The sequence below is a fragment of the Arthrobacter sp. FX8 genome, assembly GCF_026723805.1.
GTDB lineage: Bacteria > Actinomycetota > Actinomycetes > Actinomycetales > Micrococcaceae > Arthrobacter.
This window is the reverse complement of the sequence record NZ_CP113505.1, coordinates 4,445,054-4,462,111: the sequence shown is the minus strand read 5'-3', so window position 1 is coordinate 4,462,111 and position 17,058 is coordinate 4,445,054. Positions and strand designations below refer to the sequence as shown.

The following is a 17,058-nucleotide window of genomic DNA, read 5'->3' as shown; positions in this document are numbered from 1 at the left end:
AAACATTGGGGGAAAAGATGGGCTGCACAAAGACCGTTGTGGTGGCGGGGGCTTCCGGCTTCATCGGCACGTACCTGCGCCGTCGTTTCCAGGAAGACGGATGGACCGTGCGCACCATTGGACGCAAGGGAACCGGCAGTTCCGCGGCAGTATGGGCCGACGACGCCGGCATGGCCCGGGTGCTCAACGGCGCCGGGCTGGTGGTGAACCTCGCCGGACGGTCCGTCTCCTGCCGCTACAACCGGCGGAACAAGACGATCATCATGGACTCGCGCGTGGCCACCACCCAGGCGCTCGGGCGTGCCATCGCACAATGCCCGGAGCCGCCGTCGACCTGGTTGAATGCCAGCACCGGCACCATCTACCGCGATGCCAGGGACCGCCCCCAGCCTGAAACCGACGGCGAGCTTGGCTCCGGGTTCTCCGTGGACGTGGCCAAAGCGTGGGAGGCCGCCCTCGCGGCGGCCACCACGCCGGCCACCCGGAAGATCCCGCTGCGGATTGCCATCGTGCTGGGCCGCGGCGGCGGTGCGCTGGCGCCGTTCGCCAACCTGGCGCGGCTGGGCCTGGGCGGCCACATGGGCGACGGCAGGCAGAAGTTCAGCTGGATCCACGTGGAGGACCTGTACCGCAGCATCCGCTTCCTGCATATGCGGACCGACGTCACCGGACCTGTTAATGTGGCGTCGCCGGACGTGGTGAGCAACCGGGAAATGATGCGCCTGGTGCGGCGCGCCTACTGCGCCCGCTTCGGGCTCCCCACCCCTGCGTGGTTCCTCCGTGCAGGGGCCGTCCTGATCCGCACCGAAACCGAGCTTGTGCTCAAAAGCAGGTGGGTCCAGCCGCAGAAACTCCTCGACGCGGGCTTCGTCTACAGCCAGCCGGAGCTGGGCCGGGCACTGCTCCAGATCGCCAAGGGCCGGGAATGAGCCGCCCGCTCCGCGTCACCTTCGGTCCTGGCGCGTTCCTTCCCGGCGCGGGCCTTACGGTCCTGGTCTTCGGGTTCCCACTGGGGGTCCCCGGCTATCTCTACGGAACGCTCGCCGCACTGCTTCTGGGAATGCCCCTGGCGCTGGCTGCCGGGATTTGCATGCGGACCGTCCGCAACCAGCTGCTGCACGTCCTGGCCGTCGGCGTGGCAGGGCTGGCAACCGGGATGCTTACGCTCATGTTCATCACAGGCAGCCACTGGTCCGCGATGTGGGGCATGGTCCTATGGACGGGGTGCTGCGCGGCGCTGGGGCGGGCAGCTGTGTCCGGCCTCGTCACAATCCATGACGCGCCCGCGCGGGAACCCGTGGCTGCGCAGAAGCCCGGCCCACCGCTGGAACCCTGACCATATGACGTCCCGGCGCCCTGTACGGCACCACAGGGAAAGCGTCCGACGGCGGGTGGCAGGATGGGTGCATGACTTCCGCTACCCCTGACGCAACGCTGTCCGCCGCCGGCCCCGCCGTCGTCCTCACTATCGCCGGCTCCGAAGCCACCGGCGGCGCCGGCGCGCAGGCGGACCTGAAGACCTTCCAGGAACTGGGCGTCTTCGGCATCGCCAACCTGACCTGCATCGTGTCCTTCGACCCCAAGGACAGCTGGAACCACCGCTTCGTGCCGGTGGACCAACAGGTGATTGCCGACCAACTGGAGGCGACGACGGCGGCGTACGGTCCGGCGTCGGGCGCCCCTTCCGCCCTGGACACCGTGAAGATCGGCATGCTGGGCAGCCCCGCGACCATCAGCACGGTGGCGTCTGCCCTGCAGGAGAACAGCTTCGCCAACGTGGTCCTGGATCCGGTGCTGATCTGCAAGGGCCAGGAGCCCGGGCACGCGCTGGACACGGACCAGGCCCTGAAGGCGCAGATCCTGCCGCTGGCAACGTTCGTCACGCCCAACCACTTCGAGGCGGAGTCCCTGTCCGGCCTGGAAATCACCGACATCGAGTCGTTGAAGGCCGCCGCCGTCCGCATCCACGAACTCAGCGGCGCGGCAGTTCTTGCCAAGGGCGGGGTTCGGCTGGAAGGCCCGGACGCCGTCGACGTCTTCTACGACGGCGAAACCCTGGAAGTCCTCACCGCCCCGAAGGTGGGCGAAGTTGCCGTCTCCGGTGCCGGCTGCTCACTCGCCGCGGCCGTGACCGCGGAGCTGGCCAAGGGCGCCAGCCCGCTGGAGGCTGCACGGACCGCAAAGGACTTCGTCACCGCCGGCATCCGCAACCGCGTAGCCTCCGGCGCCCCGTTCGACGCCCTCTGGCAGGGCGGCGTCCGGTAGAACCGATCTCCCCGCGTCGGGTTCGCCGGAAACCCTCGAGATCGCCGGGAATTTGCGGCGAACCCGGCAGTTTCCGGCGAGCTCGACGTGTGGCTAGCGCCGGGGGATGTTGCGCAGGTTGCTGCGGGCCATGCTCACGGCCTCGCCCGCCCCGCGGTTCAGGACCACCTTGGACATGGCGGTGGCGAATCCGATCACCTGCGAGCCGGAAATCTTGGGCGGGATGGACAGCGCCTTGGGATCGGTGATCAGCTCCACCAGTGACGGGCCCGGGTGGGCGAAGGCCTCCCGGTACGCCGACTCGATCTGCGCAGGATCGGTCACCCGCACGGCATGGAAGCCCAGGGCTTTGGCCACGGCCGCATAGTTGGCGTCCGGCACGTCCACGCCGAAGTCGGGCAGCCCGTCCACCAGCATCTCCAGCTTGACCATGCCCAGGGTGGAGTTATTGAACAGCACCACGTTGACCGGCAGCTTGTACGCGGCCGCGGTGATCAGCTCGCCTAGCAGCATGGACAGCCCGCCGTCACCCGAAACCGAGATGACCTGGCGGCCCGGGTTGGCCAACTGGGCCCCGATGGCATGCGGGAGGGCGTTGGCCATGGAGCCATGCAGGAAGGACCCGATCAGCCGGCGGGTGCCCAGCGGGTTGATGTAGCGCGCGGTCCAGACGTTGCACATGCCGGTATCGGCCGTGAAAATGGCGTCCTCCGCCGCCACCTGGTCCAGCAGCGAGGCCGCGTACTCCGGGTGGATGGGCTGCTTCTTCTCCACTTTGCGGGTGTAGGCGCCCACCGCCTTGTTCATCAGCCGGTCGTGCTTCTTGAGCATCTGGTCCAGGAACCGGCGGCTCTTCTTCGCCTTCACCAGCGGCAGCAGTGCGCGCAGGGTGGGGAGCACCTCGCCGTGGACGGCGATGTCCACGTCCGTCCGGCGGCCCAGCCGGTGCGCCGCCCGGTCCACCTGCGCGGTCCTGGTGTCGGGCAGGAACTGGTCATACGGGAAATCCGTGCCGAGGAGGACCAGCAGGTCCGCGTCCTCGATCCCCTCCGCCGCGGCACCGTAGCCCAGCAGCCCGGTCATGCCGATATCGAACGGGTTGTTGTACTGGACAAAGTCCTTGCCGCGGAGCGAGTGCCCCACCGGCGCCTTCGCCAGCTCCGCGAGCGCCATCAGCTCGCTGTGGGCGCCTTCCACGCCGGCACCGGCGAAAATGGCCACCTTCCCGGCGTCGTTGATGGCGTCCGCCAGCGACTGGACGCTTGCCGGGTCCGGGACCAGGCTGGCCGGCCGGAACGTGGCGGGAAGCGGCGTGGGTGCCGTGGCTTCCAGGCCGGCGATGTCACCTGGAAGGGTCACGACGGCGACTCCGCCGAGTCCCAGCGCGTGCTGGATGGCGCTGTGCATCACGCGGGGCGCCTGCTCCGCGGTGCTGACCAGCTCCGAATACACCGAGCACTCGTTGAACAGCCGGTCCGGGTGGGTCTCCTGGAAGAAGCTGCTGCCGATCTGCTTGCTGGGAATGTGCGAGGCGATGGCCAGCACCGGCGCGCCGGACCGGTTGGCGTCGTAGAGGCCGTTGATCAGGTGCAGGTTCCCGGGGCCGCAGGATCCGGCACAGACCGCGAGCTTGCCGGTGAGTTGCGCCTCTGCAGCCGCGGCAAAGGCGGCCGCTTCCTCATGGCGGACGTGGATCCAGTCGATGCCGCCCTTCGCGGCGCCACCCGTCTGGCGGACGGCGTCCACGATCGGGTTGAGGCTGTCACCCACAATCCCGTAGATCCGCTGCACGCCGGCAGCCTGGAGTTGTTCGATGAGCTGGGTGGCAAGTTCCTTGGCCATGGGTGCAGACTCCCGCGTTTGTGGTGGTGGCTGACATGGCCCAATATAGTCCGCCCACCTGGGCTGGCACCTGACGGGCATGCAGAGGAGGCGTACGACGGCGGCCTGGCAGCCGCCGTCGTACGCCTCCTTGGGGAGCTGGCCCCCGGGTGCCGCTAAAGGCTACCGTCCGGCACCCACGCGCTCTTCGCCGTCGGCCGCGTTGGATGCCCATGCGTGGCCCTGTTCGGCGTCAAGGTGCGTGGCCTTCTTGTTCTTCAGGGCGAAGATGTAGACCACCAGCGAGATGGCGATCGCCACCGTGACGTACGTGAAGAAGAGGTCCTCCCGTCCGGACTTCTGGAAGGCGGCGCCGATCAACGGCACGGTTCCGCCGAAGAGGGAGTTGGCGATCGCGTAGCCCAGGCCCACCCCCAGGGCGCGGATGGAGGCCGGGAAAAGCTCGGCCTTCACCAGGGCGTTGATGGAGGTGTAACCGCCCACGATCAACAGGCCGCCCATCATCAGCAGGAACGCGGTGAACGGATCCTTGGTGCCGGCGAGCGTGGACAGCAGCGGCCAGGTGAACAGCACACCGGTGATGCCGAACCAGAGCAGCAGGGGCTTGCGGCCCACCTTGTCCGAGATGATGCCGTAGACGGGCTGCAGCAGCATGAAGATGAACAGGGCCCAGAAGTTGATCACGGAGGTGTCGGTCTTGGCGATGCCGGACGTATCGTTCATGAACTTCAGGATGAAGTTGGTGTAGGTGTAGAAGGCCACGGTGCCGCCAAGGGTGATGCCAATGCAGACCAGCAGCGGCTTCCAGTAGCCGGTGAACAGCAGCTTCATGGTGCCCGGCTGGGCCTGGCCGGCCACGGCGGGAGTCTTTGCGGCGTTGATCTGTTCGGCGGAGACGGTCTCCTCCATGGAGCGGCGCAGCCACAGGACGATAAGGGCCGCCACGCCGCCGATGGCAAGGGGATCCGCCAGCCCCACTCGTTCAGGTCGCCCTTGGGCATGGCGTTCTGCAGGATCACCAGGACCAGCAGGGCCAGCATCTGGCCACCGATCAGGGTGACGTACTGGAAGCTGGAGAAGAATCCGCGCCGCTTAGTGGTGGCCGCCTCTGACATGTAGGTGGCGCTGGTGCCGTATTCACCGCCCACCGAGAAGCCCTGGATCACCCTGATGAGCACCAGCAGGATCATGGCCCACAGGCCGATCACGTCCTGCGTCGGCAGCACCGCGATCGCGAATGAACCGGCGGACATCATGGTGACGCTGAGCGTGAGCGCCGCCTTGCGGCCCTTGCGGTCCGCGTACCGGCCGAAGAACCAGGCGCCGATGGGGCGCATGAGGAACGACGTCGAGAACACGGCCATCGCTTCGAGGCCGGCCTGGAGCTCGTCCTTGGAGTTGAAGAAGTGGGCCTGGAAGTAGGCGGCGAAGACGGTGTAGACGTAGAGGTCGTACCATTCCACAAGGTTGCCGGCGGAGCCCTTCAGGATATTGCCCACGGCCCGTCGGGTCTGGGCTGCCTCCGATGGGGGTGCGGTCTGTTGGGTGCTCATCGGCGAGTTCCTCCTTGTAGTGACGGCGGCCTCCGGCAGCGGAGGGCCTCATCCACGGTATGGGTGATCCACCGCACAACCAACATCGTGGGGCATTTCCTAACACTTCCTTAGGATTCGGCGCCCGGCTCCGCTGTTCTCCCCGCTGCAGCCGGGCAAATCGGGCCGGCACGCGGTAATCTCACCAAGCGGGGGTGAACCGGACCCCGCACTACAGCAAGGAAGATGGCCATGGACGTGCTGATCGTCGAGGACGACGACGCCATGGCCGGTGCCCTGACCGCCGCCGTCGAAAGCGCCGGCCATCACCCGCAGCGGCTGTCCCGGGGTGCGGACGCGCTGCTCTCGCACCGGAACTTCCAGGTGATCCTCCTGGACCTGGGGCTTCCGGACATGGACGGGCTGGAGGTGCTGCGCAAGCTGCGGCAGGTCACCGACGTGCCCATCCTGATCCTGACCGCCCGCGACGACGAACGCAGCGTGGTGCTCGGGCTCCGCTCCGGCGCCGACGACTACCTGGTCAAGCCCGTGAAGCTGGTGGAGCTGCTGGCCCGGATTGAAGCCGTGACGCGGCGGGCGGGACGGAGCCGCGGGACACCACAGGAGGACGTTATTGTCCTGGACGACCTTGCCATCGACCTCAACCGGCGCACCGCATCCAAGGGAGGTGACCCGCTCCCCCTCACTGCCACGGAATTCGAACTCCTCGCATTGCTGGCACGGCATGCCGGCTCTGTGGTCACGCGTGAGCAGATCCTGGACGCCCTGTGGGGCGATGCGTTCCTGGCCTCTTCCCGGTCCCTGGACGTGCACCTCACCGGGCTGCGGGCAAAACTGCAGAAACCCGGTTTCATCATCAATGTCCGCGGGGTGGGCTACCGGGTGGAGGCGGCCGGCGCATGAGGCTCCGGGTGCTGGGCGTCCTCAGCGTGCTCTGCCTGGTGGTGGTCTTCCTGATTTCGGGGACCATCCTGGGGTCTGCCTCCCGCGAGCTGACGCAGGAACTCCAGATCAACCGGGCGGCGTCCCTGAACCGGCTGGCGCAGGTCGCTTTTGATGCCGCAGGCGACGGCGACACCGTGCGGCTGCAGCGGGAGATGGACACCTATTCCGGGCTTTACGGGGAAGGAATCGTAGTACGGGTCCAGCAGGACATCCTGGCGTCCGGCGGCCTGGATGCAGGGCGGTCCGACGTGCAGGATGCCCTGTCCCTTGCCCGGCTGAACGTGAGCAACACATCCCTGGAACCGCTGGAGCCCTTCGGTTCCAGTTCCCGCGTCATCTTCAGGCCCTTCGGCAGTGCCAGCCAGGTCCTGGGCGCCGTGGTCCTTGACGTCCGCGCCGGCACGGCGCAGCAAAAGCTCCGGGAGCGGTGGCTCGCGGTGGGTATCGCTGCGCTTGCCTTGGCCGCCGTGCTGTTGGTGGGCGCCGCGCGGGTCACCGGCTGGGTGCTGCGGCCCGTCCTGCGGCTGGACTCAGCGGTACACGAGCTGGAGCGGACCGGGCGGGCCGGGCGCCTCCCGGACGACGGACCGCCCGAACTGCGGGAACTGAGCCGGTCCTTCACGGCGATGGCACGGACCGTGAGCGCCAGCATGGCGGCCCAGCGGCAGCTGATTGCGGACGCGTCGCACCAGCTGCGGAACCCAGTGGGGGCACTCCGGCTGCGGCTGGACCTGCTCCAGCTCGAGCTGAAGACCGCCCGCGAGCACGACGCCGCCGAGCGCGCCCTGACGGAGCTTGAGCGGGTGGAGGAGATCCTGGACGGGGTCCTGAAGCTCGCCGCCGCGGAGCACAGGGCATCCGAAGGGTACCTGCGGGCGTCCGGCACTCCCGCAGACCATGCGGCCGCCCAGCCCGTGGACCCGTTTCCCATCCTCCAGGGGAGCTGGAGCGGGCAGCACCGCTGGCGGAGCAGGCCGGTTGCCGGCTGGTCCTTGCCGCGGCGCCGCAGCCGGCGGCACTGGTTGCCTGCCACCCGGCAGAACTGGCGCAGATGGCTGGCGAACTGCTCAACAACGCCATCAAGTACGCCCCGGGTGCCACCGTCACCGCTGCCGTGCGGACGGAAAAGGACGCGGTGGTGGTGGAGATTTCCGACGACGGGCCGGGGCTTTCGGAGTCCGAGCGCGCCTCGGCTGCCACCAGGTTTTGGCGGTCTCCGAGGCACTCTTCGGTTCCGGGGACCGGACTGGGCATGACCATTGTGGGCGAGCTTGCCGCCGCGAACGGGGCCCGGCTGGTGCTGGCCGAAGCGGCCCCCACGGTCTCGCGGCCCGGATCCGGTTCCCCACCCCATCGGCGGCCCAGCTGGCAGTTGGGTCCGGCAGGGATGGTGCCCGTGCGTGAACCTGGCGCCCCGGGCGGTGCTGCCGCCCACCCGCGGCGGCGTTCCGTGCTCAAGTCAGCCCTCGCCGTCGGACTCTCCGCATGCCTGCCGCCTGCGCTCAGTGCCTGCACCGGCGGGGACCGGCCGGAGAGCCTCATTGTGGCGGGCGGCGAACCGGGCGGTTTCTACCTTGAGTTCGCAACCCTGCTGGCCGCTGCCCTGGAACGCCACGGATTGGCGCAGCACGCCAGGGCCGTGACCACCGGGGAAGCCTGGACAACATCGCGGAACTGCGGGCGGGACGGGCAGCGTTTGCTGTGGCCCTGGCGGATGCTGCGAACCAGGAGCCGGGCGCTGACGCCGCCGGGATCGCCGCGGTCGGCAAAGTGTATGAAAACTATGTCCACTGCGTGGTGCGGAAGGACAGCGGCATCCGGGAAATTTCCGGGTTGGCAGGACGCCGGGTCGCCGTGGGCCAGCCCGGCTCCGGCACGTCGCTGACCACGCCCCGGTTGTTCGAAGCGGCGGGGCTGGGTACCTCGGCAGGTGCCGCTGCGCCGCCAGCCGGAAGCGCCGCCGTCGAAAACCTTGGCCTGAATGACGGCATCGCCGCCCTCAAGGCAGGGGCCGTCGACGCCCTGTTCTGGTCCGGTGGCGTTCCCACTGCCGCCATCGCCGCGGCACAGCAGGAGGTGGCCCTGGGCCTTCTGGACCTGTCCGGCCTGCTGCCGGAACTACGGCGGCGGTACGGCGGCATCTACGACCGCGTGCTCATCCCGGAGGGCAGCTATCCCGGCGTGCCGGCGGTGTGGACGGTGGGCGCTCCCAACCTGCTCCTGTGCCGCCGGGACCTGGACAATGCCACCGTGGAGCGGACGGTTCAGCTGCTGGTGCATTCGGCCGCCGAGCTGATCCCGCAGTCCAGCCTGGGCGTGCAGTTCCTCAGCGCCGAGAGCCTCATCAACACCGCCGGGGTCCCCCTGCACCCGGCCGCGGCGGACGCGTACCGGGCGCTGCACGGCTAACCAAACGCCCGCTCACATTTGGCAGCACTTACGGCGACGCCCGCTCACGTTTGGCAGCACTTACGCCGACGCCCGCTCACTTTGGCCAAGAAAGTGAGCGGGCGTTCAGCGACAAGCTGCCAGAAGTGATGGGGCGTTGTTCAGCTCCCCGAGTGGGCCTGCAGGAAGCTGTACACCTCGGTTTCGTCCACGCCCGGGAAGGCTCCCGGAGGCATGGCGGCGAGCAGGTGCGAGTGCGCCCGCGCTGAGGGCCACGCGTTGCCGGCCCACTGCGTGGCCAGTTCGGCTGGTGGCCGCTTGCAGCAGGTGGGATCCGGGCAGTTGGATGTGGCCCGCGCAGTGGTCTCCCGGCCGCGGAACCACTTCACGTGCTGGTACGGGACCCCGATGCTCAGGGAGAACTCCCCGGCGGCCGAGCGCTCGGTACGGGCGGTGCACCAGTAGGTCCCGGACGGCGTATCAGTGTACTGGCTGTACGCGCTGAACTTGTCCGGCACGTCGAACACCGCACGTGACGTCCAGGCCTTGCACGACGGCTGGCCCTCAATGGCGCCGGTATGGTCCTGAGGGAAGTTCACGCCGTCGTTCTCATACGCCTTGTAGATGATGCCGCTCTGGTGTGTCTTCTGGAAATGCGTGGTGATGCCCAGGTGCTTGGTGGCCAGGTTGGTGAACCGGTGCGCGGCGGTCTCGTAGGATACAGCGAACGCGTCCCGGATGTCCTCGACGGCGATTTCCTTGGCCGCCTTGGCTTTTTGCAGAAATTCCACGGTGGCCTGCTCGGGCAGGAGCAGGGCGGCGGCGAAATAGTTGGTGGCCACCCGCTGGGCCAGGAAGTCGCCGTAGTTCCGGGGCGTTTCGTGGCCCAGGACGTAGTGGCCAAGAGCCTGGAGCAGCACGGAGCGGGGGTCGTGGTCCTGCCGCTGGCTCTGGGTCAGGTAAATTCTGCGGTTCTTCAAATCCGTCACTGAGCGGGTGGAATGCGGCAAATCACCCACGTGGTGCAGGGTGAAACCGAGGTGCGCGGCGATATCTGCGATGACGTGCTGGCTCAGCGGACCGGTGGTGTAGCCCACCTCCTTGAGGACCTTCTGGGCCTCGGCTTCGTACTCCGGAAAGTAGTTCCCACGTTCCCGCATCATGGCCCGCAGTTCCCCGTTGGCGCGGCGGGCTTCCTCGGGGGTGGCCACCTGCTCGTTCATCTTCCGTTCGAGCTCATGCAGCAGCCCCACCTGGGCCTCCAGCACATCCAGCGGCAGCCTTGAGCTGATGCGGATTTTCGGCAGGTCCAGGGATTCGTAGAGCGGACCGCGCTGGTACCGTTCCAGCTCGATTTCCAGGGCGGCGCGGCGGCTGGGCGGCTCGGCCCCCAGCAGCTGGTCGATGGTGACATTGAGCGCCCCCGCGAGGTGCTGGAGCAGGGTCAGCTTGGGTTCACGCTTGCCGTTTTCGATCAAACTGAGCTGGCTGGGAGCGGTGCCGACGGCGGCGCTCAGGTCATCGAGCGTGAGCCGGGCTTGTTTGCGCAGATGGCGGACGCGGCGACCCAGGGCAATGACGTCCAGTTCCGGGGCGGCGGTGGACGACGGCTGGGAAACGTCCCTGTTCCAGCTTGAAGGTGACATTTCTGAAGAATACGTGAAGAACTGCATTTCTTTCCACCCTTTTTCTCTAGAAAGGGGGCTGGAAGTGCTGAAAAGTAGTGGCTACGGAAAGAAACACCGCACCGGAAAAGCCGGTGGGAACCTCAACGGCGCGGTTCCCACCTACCCCATCCGGAGCTCAATCAAGGAGATCAACGATGACCGCAGCATTTGAGCCCACCCAGCAGACGCCCGAACAGCAGGCCGCCGCCCTGGAGCTCGAGTGGGCCGCCAACCCCCGCTGGGAAGGTGTGACCCGGGACTACTCAGCCTCCGACGTCGTCCGTCTCCGCGGCCGCGTCTCCGAAGAGCACACCCTGGCCCGCCGCGGTTCGGAGAAGCTGTGGAAGCAGCTCACCGAGGAGCACAAGACCGGCGGATACACCAACGCCCTCGGTGCCCTGACGGGCAACCAGGCCGTGCAGCAGGTCAAGGCAGGCCTGCGTGCCATCTACCTCTCCGGTTGGCAGGTGGCGGCCGACGCCAACAACTCCGGCCACACCTACCCGGACCAGTCGCTCTACCCGGCCAACTCCGTTCCCACGGTGGTCCGCCGCATCAACAACGCCCTGCTCCGGGCGGACCAGATCGAGTTCTCCGAGGGCATCCAGACGGTCGAGGACTGGATGGTGCCGATCGTCGCGGACGCCGAGGCCGGCTTCGGCGGTCCGCTGAACGCCTACGAACTCATGAAATCCATGATCCAGGCCGGCGCGGCCGGCGTTCACTGGGAGGACCAGCTCGCCTCGGAGAAGAAGTGCGGCCACCTCGGCGGCAAGGTGCTGATCCCCACCCAGCAGCACGTCCGCACCCTGAACGCCGCCCGCCTGGCAGCCGACGTCGCCGGCACCCCCACGGTCGTCATTGCCCGCACTGACGCCGAGGCGGCCACCCTGATCACCTCCGACGTCGACGAACGCGACCAGGAATTCATCACCGGCGAGCGCACCGCCGAGGGCTTCTACAAGGTCCGCAACGGGATCGAACCCTGCATTGCCCGCGCCAAGGCCTACGCCCCGTACTCCGACCTCATCTGGATGGAGACCGGCACGCCGGACCTGGAGCTGGCCCGCAAGTTCGCCGAATCCGTCAAGGCCGAGTTCCCGGACCAGATGCTCTCCTACAACTGCTCGCCGTCCTTCAACTGGCGCAAGCACTTGGACGATGCCACCATCGCCAAGTTCCAGCGCGAACTCGGCGCCATGGGCTTCACCTTCCAGTTCATCACCCTGGCCGGCTTCCACGCCCTGAACTACTCGATGTTCGACCTCGCCCACGGCTACGCCCGTGAAGGCATGAGCGCCTACGTCGAGCTCCAGGAAAAGGAATTCGCCTCCGAATCCCGCGGCTACACCGCCACCAAGCACCAGCGCGAAGTCGGCACCGGCTACTTCGACACCATCTCCACGGCGCTCAACCCCAACGCCTCCACCCTCGCCCTGGTCGGATCGACCGAAGAGGGCCAGTTCCACTAACGCTTACGACGGCGGCGCTTCCGTCCGGCCTTCGGACCGGCATCGCTCTGCCTGCTATTCCCCACGTCCGGCCTTGGGCTCGTAGAACTCGCCGAGGCCGGACGCAGGGCCCCTTTTACGCAGGCTGCCGCGACACCGGCTCCTCGGCCTCGTGCCTCAGTCGCCACCCTGCTGCTACCCGCCGTCGAACTTCCCTTTCGTCTTTAAGGAGACTGAAATGAACAGCTTTACTGACAGCTTCACGATCAATGGCATTACCTTGACCGCCCAGCCCATTTGCCGGCAGGACGAGGTGCTGACTCCGGACGCCCTCTCCTTCATTGCCAAGCTGCACCGGGCCACCGCTGAGCGGCGGCAGGAGCTGCTGCAGGCACGGCGGGCACGGCGGGCCGACATTGCCGCCGGGGCGGACCCCCGCTTCCTGCGGGAGACCGAGGAGATCCGGAATGATCCGTCCTGGCGGGTGGCTCCCCCGGCACCCGGGCTGGAGGACCGCCGTGTGGAGATCACCGGCCCGGTGGACAAGAAGATGACCATCAACGCCCTGAACTCGGGCGCGAAGGTGTGGCTCGCGGACATGGAGGACGCCTCCACCCCCACCTGGCGGAACGTCATCAAGGGCCAGCTGAACCTCACCGACGCCCTGGAACGCCGGATCGACTTCACCAGCGAAGAAGGCAAGGAATACAAGCTCCGCCCCGCCGGTGACCTGCCCACCATCGTGGTCCGCCCCCGCGGCTGGCACCTGCCGGAAAAGCACATGCTCATCGACGGCCAGCCCATCGCCGGCGGCATCGTGGACTTCGGCCTGTTCTTCTTCCACAACGCCCGCCGCCTCCTGGCGCTGGGCAAGGGCCCGTACTTCTACCTGCCCAAGATCGAGAACCACCTCGAAGCCCGGCTCTGGAACGACATCTTCATCCTGGCCCAGGACCTGCTCGGCATCCCGCAGGGCACCATCCGCGCCACGGTGCTCATCGAAACCATCACCGCGGCCTTCGAAATGGAGGAAATCCTCTACGAACTGCGCGACCACGCCTCGGGCCTGAACGCCGGCCGCTGGGACTACATCTTCTCCCTGATCAAGAACTTCCGCACCCGCGGCCCCCGCTTCGTCCTCCCGGACCGCGGCCAGGTCACCATGACGCAGCCGTTCATGCGCGCCTACACCGAACAGCTGGTCAGGGCCTGCCACAAGCGCGGCGCCATGGCCATTGGCGGCATGGCCGCGGCCGTTCCCAACCGCAAGGACCCGGAAGCCAACGCCAACGCCCTCGAAAAGGTCCGTGCGGACAAGACCCGCGAGGCCAACGACGGCTTCGACGGTTCCTGGGTAGCCCACCCGGACCTGGTGCCCGTCTGCCGCGAAGTGTTCGACGGCGTCCTCGGCAGCAAGCCCAACCAGCTGGACCGGCTCCGCGAGGACGTCACCCCCGATGACCGCGCCCTGATTAATGTGGCCGCCACCACCGGCACCATCACCGAGCAGGGCATCCGGAACAACATCGAAGTGGGCATCCGCTACATCGAGTCCTGGCTGCGCGGCAACGGCGCGGTGGCCATCCACAACCTGATGGAGGACGCCGCCACCGCCGAGATCTCCCGGTCCCAGCTCTGGCAGTGGATCTACGCCCGGGCCATCACGGACCACGGCGAGATCATCAGCCACGAATGGGTGGAGGAACTCCTGGACGAGGAATTCGCCCGGCTGGAGCGCTTCGACGGCGACCGCTTCGAGGACGCCCGGGACATCTTCGAAGAAGTAACGCTGGCCCGTGAGTTCCCGTCCTTCCTCACCCTCCCCGCCTACGCCCGCTACCTCACCGAGGCCCGCGAAAAGGCCACCGTCGAGGAACTGGCCGCAGCCTAGCCAGGGACCAGCACCACACACTTCCGTCCGCCGGGCCGGCACGCCCTCCGCAACAGGCCCCCCGAAATCCGGGGCGCCGGCCCGGCGACGGAGCAACCGCCACACCCCCGCTCACTTGGTGCGGGAAAACCAAGACGCCCGCTCACTTTCCCAAAGAAAGTGGGCGGGCGTTTGAGTGGCGGAACGTTCGACGGCGGACGCCCGCCTCAGCGCCCTTTCGGCACCTTCCGCACAGACAGGGTAGTGCTGACGAAGAAGGCCAGTACCGACACCAGGATGACCAGCAGTGCGGGAGTCCATGATCCCGAGCTGTCGTGGACGAAGCCCACCAGCGGCGGGGCCACTGCGGCGAGGCAGTAGCCCAGGCCCTGGACGGTGGCGGACATCCGGCCGGCGGAAGCCTGGTCGCGTGCCAGCTTGATGATGGCGATGAAGATCAGGGTAATGCCGCCGCCCTGCGCAATGCCGCCGGACGTGGACCACAGCCACCAGAGCTCAGGCAGCAAAAGCAGCCCGAGGGGAACCGCCAGCCACAACGTACCCAGGGTGACCGCCACCGCCGTCGTACTCATGTATTTGGCCGCGAAGGGCACGCCGAGGCCGCCCACGATGGCCAGGATCTGGAAGATCGAGGACGCGGCGCCCGCCTCGGACGTGGACATGGCGAGCTCGTCGTGGAGGTAGCTGGGCAACCATGCCGTGACGCCGTAGTAGGAGAACGCCTGGCCGCCGAAGCCGGCCGTGAGGCCGAAGGTGGTCCAGCCCGAACCGGCCGCCCGGGGCAGCGGCGCGTCCCCGGCGTCGTCCCCCGATACCAGGAACGCCGTCCGCGGTCCCACGGCCAGGACCCACACCACCACCGCGGCGACTGCCAGGACGGCGACGGCGGCCAGGGCCAGCCTCCACCCCGTCACGGCCGCCAGCGGGGCCATGGCCACCGAGGTCAGGAAGGACCCGATATTCAGGGCGGCGGTGTAGATTCCCATCGCTGTCCCCTGCCGGCGCGGCGCAAAATCACGGCGGATGATCAGCGGCACCGCGATGTTCCCCACGGTAATGGCCAACCCGATGACCACCGTGCCGGCCACCACCAGCACCGGGCCCCCGGCGGAGCGCACCAGCACGCCCGACAGTACGCCCAGGATGGTCAGCGTGACCGCGAACTCGGCCCCGAATTTCCGGGCGGCCAGGGACGCCAGCGGAGCCGCGAGCGAGAAGCAGAGCACCGGAATGCTGGTGAGCAGTCCCAGCAGGACCGGCGAAAAGTGCAGTTCCGCCTGCATGGGGTCCACCAGGGGCGCGACGGCGACGAAGGGGCCGCGGAGGTTCAGCGCCAGCAGGCCGATGCAGGCCAGCAGGACCCAGCTCTTCGGGACGCGGGAGAGGACGTGGCCGCTCACAGGGGCAAAATCGGGAATGGGCGTGGATTCATCACTCCCATTGCTATCATGCCCGGCGTGACGGGAGTTTTAGGCACCCTGCCATACGATGAACGTGACCCAAGGACGTAGGACACCGCGAAGGACAGCCATGACGCACCGCCTTGCCATCCTCGACGACTACCAGGACGTGGCCCACGGCTTCGCCGACTTCGCGGCCCTGGAGGCGAAGGGTGTCACCGTGACGTCCTACCGGGAGCCCTTCACATCCCCGGATGCGCTGGTGTCGGCGCTGGCAGACACCACCATGGTCATCGCGATGCGCGAACGGACGGCCTTCCCCCGTGAGGTGTTCGAAAAACTGCCGGCGCTTGAGCTGCTGGTCACCACCGGGATGGCGAACGCCTCCATCGACCTGGCGGCAGCTGCTGACCACGGGGTGACGGTGTGCGGTACGCCGGGTTCGCCCTCCGCTGCGCCGGAACTGACCTGGGCCCTGCTGCTGGCTATCGCCCGGCACCTGCCGGCGGAGGAAAACTCGCTCCGGGCGGGTACCTGGCAGTCGACGGTGGGGGTGGAGCTCGCCGGCAAAACCCTGGGCATCGTGGGTCTGGGGAAGATCGGCCGGCGGGTGGCCGCCTACGGGCAGGCGTTCGGCATGGACGTGGTGGCCTGGAGCCAGAACCTCACGGCTGAGGACGCCGCACAGGCCGGCGCCCGGCTGGTGTCCAAGGAGGAGCTCTTCACGGCAGCCGACGTCGCCACCCTCCACCTGCGGCTCTCCCCGCGGTCCGAGAACACCGTGGGCGAGGCCGAGCTGCGGCTGCTGGGCCCGGACGGCATCCTGGTGAACACCGCCCGCGGCCCGCTGGTTGACCAGGACGCGCTGGTCACGGCGCTGAACCAGGGGTGGATCCGCGGCGCCGCCCTGGACGTCTTCGACCAGGAGCCCCTTCAGGCCGGCCATCCGCTCCTGGCCGCGCCGAACACCGTGCTCTCCCCCACCTGGGCTACGTCACCCAGGAAAGCTACCGGCTGTTTTACGGCGGCGCCCTTGAGGACATCACCGCCTGGCTCGCCGGCGCCCCCATCCGGACCCTCACCGCCTGACCTGGAAGAAACGCATGACCCACACCATCCGCAGGGCAACAACGGACGACGCCGGCCCGCTCGCCGCCCTGGCTTCCGTCACCTTTCCGCTGGCCTGCCCGCCGTCGTCGTCACCTGCCGACATCGCCGCGCACCTGGCCAACACGCTCAGCGAGGAACACTTCAAGGGATACCTCGCGGACCCGGACACCACCATCCTGGTCATCGACGCGGACGGCCGGCTCAACGGCTACAGCCTGCTGGTGGACCGGCCAGCCGCGGATCCGGATGTGGCGTCCGTCCTGACCCTGCTGCCGTCCGTGGAAATCAGCAAATGCTACGTCCACCCGGACTACCACGGACTGGGCGCCGCCGCCGAACTCATGCATGCCAGCTTGGCGGCTGCCGCAGGGACCGGCGGCGCCGGGGCATGGCTGGGTGTCAACAGCCAGAATGCCCGCGCCATCCGCTTCTATGAAAAGTCCGGCTTCCGGAGGGTGGGTACCAAATCCTTCCGGCTGGGCAGCACAGTGGAGCATGATTTCGTGCTGGAGCGCGCACTGCCGTAGCGGTCCAGGTCCTTGATTA

Annotated in this window: 11 protein-coding genes and 4 pseudogenes; 11 read left to right on the top strand and 4 right to left on the bottom strand. The window is 67.9% G+C overall.

What is annotated here, in order from left to right:
* Nucleotides 1-17: 17 nt before the first annotated feature.
* The 3 genes from OUO20_RS21040 to OUO20_RS21030 all read left to right on the top strand — a co-directional run bounded on the left by OUO20_RS21040 (nt 18) and on the right by OUO20_RS21030 (nt 2,265).
* Nucleotides 18-929: a TIGR01777 family oxidoreductase gene (locus OUO20_RS21040; RefSeq protein ID WP_268002563.1), complete on the top strand. Its 912-nt coding sequence runs from the start codon at nt 18-20 to the stop codon at nt 927-929.
* Entirely contained in the window at nt 926-1,336 is a 411-nt protein-coding gene (locus OUO20_RS21035; RefSeq protein WP_018770818.1) for a hypothetical protein, read from the top strand. The genes OUO20_RS21040 and OUO20_RS21035 overlap by 4 nt, the downstream gene beginning before the upstream one ends.
* Nucleotides 1,337-1,407: 71 nt before the next feature.
* A complete protein-coding gene (locus OUO20_RS21030) occupies nt 1,408-2,265 on the top strand; it encodes a hydroxymethylpyrimidine/phosphomethylpyrimidine kinase (protein ID WP_268002562.1) in 858 nt (285 codons plus the stop codon).
* Nucleotides 2,266-2,358: 93 nt separating this feature from the next.
* Here OUO20_RS21030 and OUO20_RS21025 read toward each other — a convergent pair whose 3' ends face one another.
* Both OUO20_RS21025 and OUO20_RS21020 read right to left on the bottom strand, forming a co-directional pair.
* Nucleotides 2,359-4,107: a pyruvate dehydrogenase gene (locus OUO20_RS21025; RefSeq protein ID WP_268002561.1), complete on the bottom strand. Its 1,749-nt coding sequence runs from the start codon at nt 4,105-4,107 to the stop codon at nt 2,359-2,361.
* Between the two features lie 162 nt (nt 4,108-4,269).
* Nucleotides 4,270-5,660 (bottom strand): annotated as a pseudogene (locus OUO20_RS21020) (MFS transporter).
* Between the two features lie 231 nt (nt 5,661-5,891).
* On the opposite strand from OUO20_RS21020, the gene OUO20_RS21015 reads away from it, so the two are divergent.
* From OUO20_RS21015 to OUO20_RS21005, 3 genes and pseudogenes are all read left to right on the top strand, one after another.
* A complete protein-coding gene (locus tag OUO20_RS21015) occupies nt 5,892-6,563 on the top strand; it encodes a response regulator transcription factor (RefSeq protein WP_026266003.1) in 672 nt (223 codons plus the stop codon).
* Nucleotides 6,560-8,009 (top strand): annotated as a pseudogene (locus tag OUO20_RS21010) (sensor histidine kinase). The gene OUO20_RS21015 and the pseudogene OUO20_RS21010 overlap by 4 nt, the downstream one beginning before the upstream one ends.
* Nucleotides 7,993-9,014: pseudogene (locus tag OUO20_RS21005) on the top strand (TAXI family TRAP transporter solute-binding subunit). The pseudogenes OUO20_RS21010 and OUO20_RS21005 overlap by 17 nt, the downstream one beginning before the upstream one ends.
* A gap of 140 nt (nt 9,015-9,154) precedes the next feature.
* On the opposite strand, the gene OUO20_RS21000 reads toward OUO20_RS21005, so the two are convergent.
* Nucleotides 9,155-10,666: a helix-turn-helix transcriptional regulator gene (locus OUO20_RS21000; protein WP_056392189.1), complete on the bottom strand. Its 1,512-nt coding sequence runs from the start codon at nt 10,664-10,666 to the stop codon at nt 9,155-9,157.
* Between the two features lie 37 nt (nt 10,667-10,703).
* On the opposite strand from OUO20_RS21000, the gene OUO20_RS20995 reads away from it, so the two are divergent.
* From OUO20_RS20995 to aceB, 3 genes are all read left to right on the top strand, one after another.
* Nucleotides 10,704-10,832 (top strand): hypothetical protein, encoded by a 129-nt coding sequence (locus tag OUO20_RS20995; RefSeq protein ID WP_261377443.1) that lies wholly within the window; start codon nt 10,704-10,706, stop codon nt 10,830-10,832.
* Nucleotides 10,816-12,132: an isocitrate lyase gene (gene aceA, locus OUO20_RS20990; protein ID WP_018770809.1), complete on the top strand. Its 1,317-nt coding sequence runs from the start codon at nt 10,816-10,818 to the stop codon at nt 12,130-12,132. Before OUO20_RS20995 ends, aceA begins: the two co-directional genes overlap by 17 nt.
* Nucleotides 12,133-12,349: 217 nt before the next feature.
* A complete protein-coding gene (gene aceB / locus OUO20_RS20985; RefSeq protein ID WP_268002560.1) occupies nt 12,350-14,002 on the top strand; it encodes a malate synthase A in 1,653 nt (550 codons plus the stop codon).
* A gap of 206 nt (nt 14,003-14,208) precedes the next feature.
* On the opposite strand, the gene OUO20_RS20980 is transcribed toward aceB, so the two are convergent.
* The gene (locus OUO20_RS20980) at nt 14,209-15,402 is read right to left on the bottom strand and encodes an MFS transporter (protein WP_268002559.1); all 1,194 of its coding nucleotides are present in this window, start codon (nt 15,400-15,402) and stop codon (nt 14,209-14,211) included.
* Nucleotides 15,403-15,532: 130 nt separating this feature from the next.
* Here OUO20_RS20980 and OUO20_RS20975 point away from each other — a divergent pair.
* A pseudogene (locus OUO20_RS20975) lies at nt 15,533-16,491 on the top strand (D-2-hydroxyacid dehydrogenase family protein).
* Nucleotides 16,492-16,505: 14 nt separating this feature from the next.
* Entirely contained in the window at nt 16,506-17,039 is a 534-nt protein-coding gene (locus OUO20_RS20970) for a GNAT family N-acetyltransferase (protein WP_144601221.1), read from the top strand.
* The last annotated feature ends 19 nt before the right edge of the window (nt 17,040-17,058 follow it).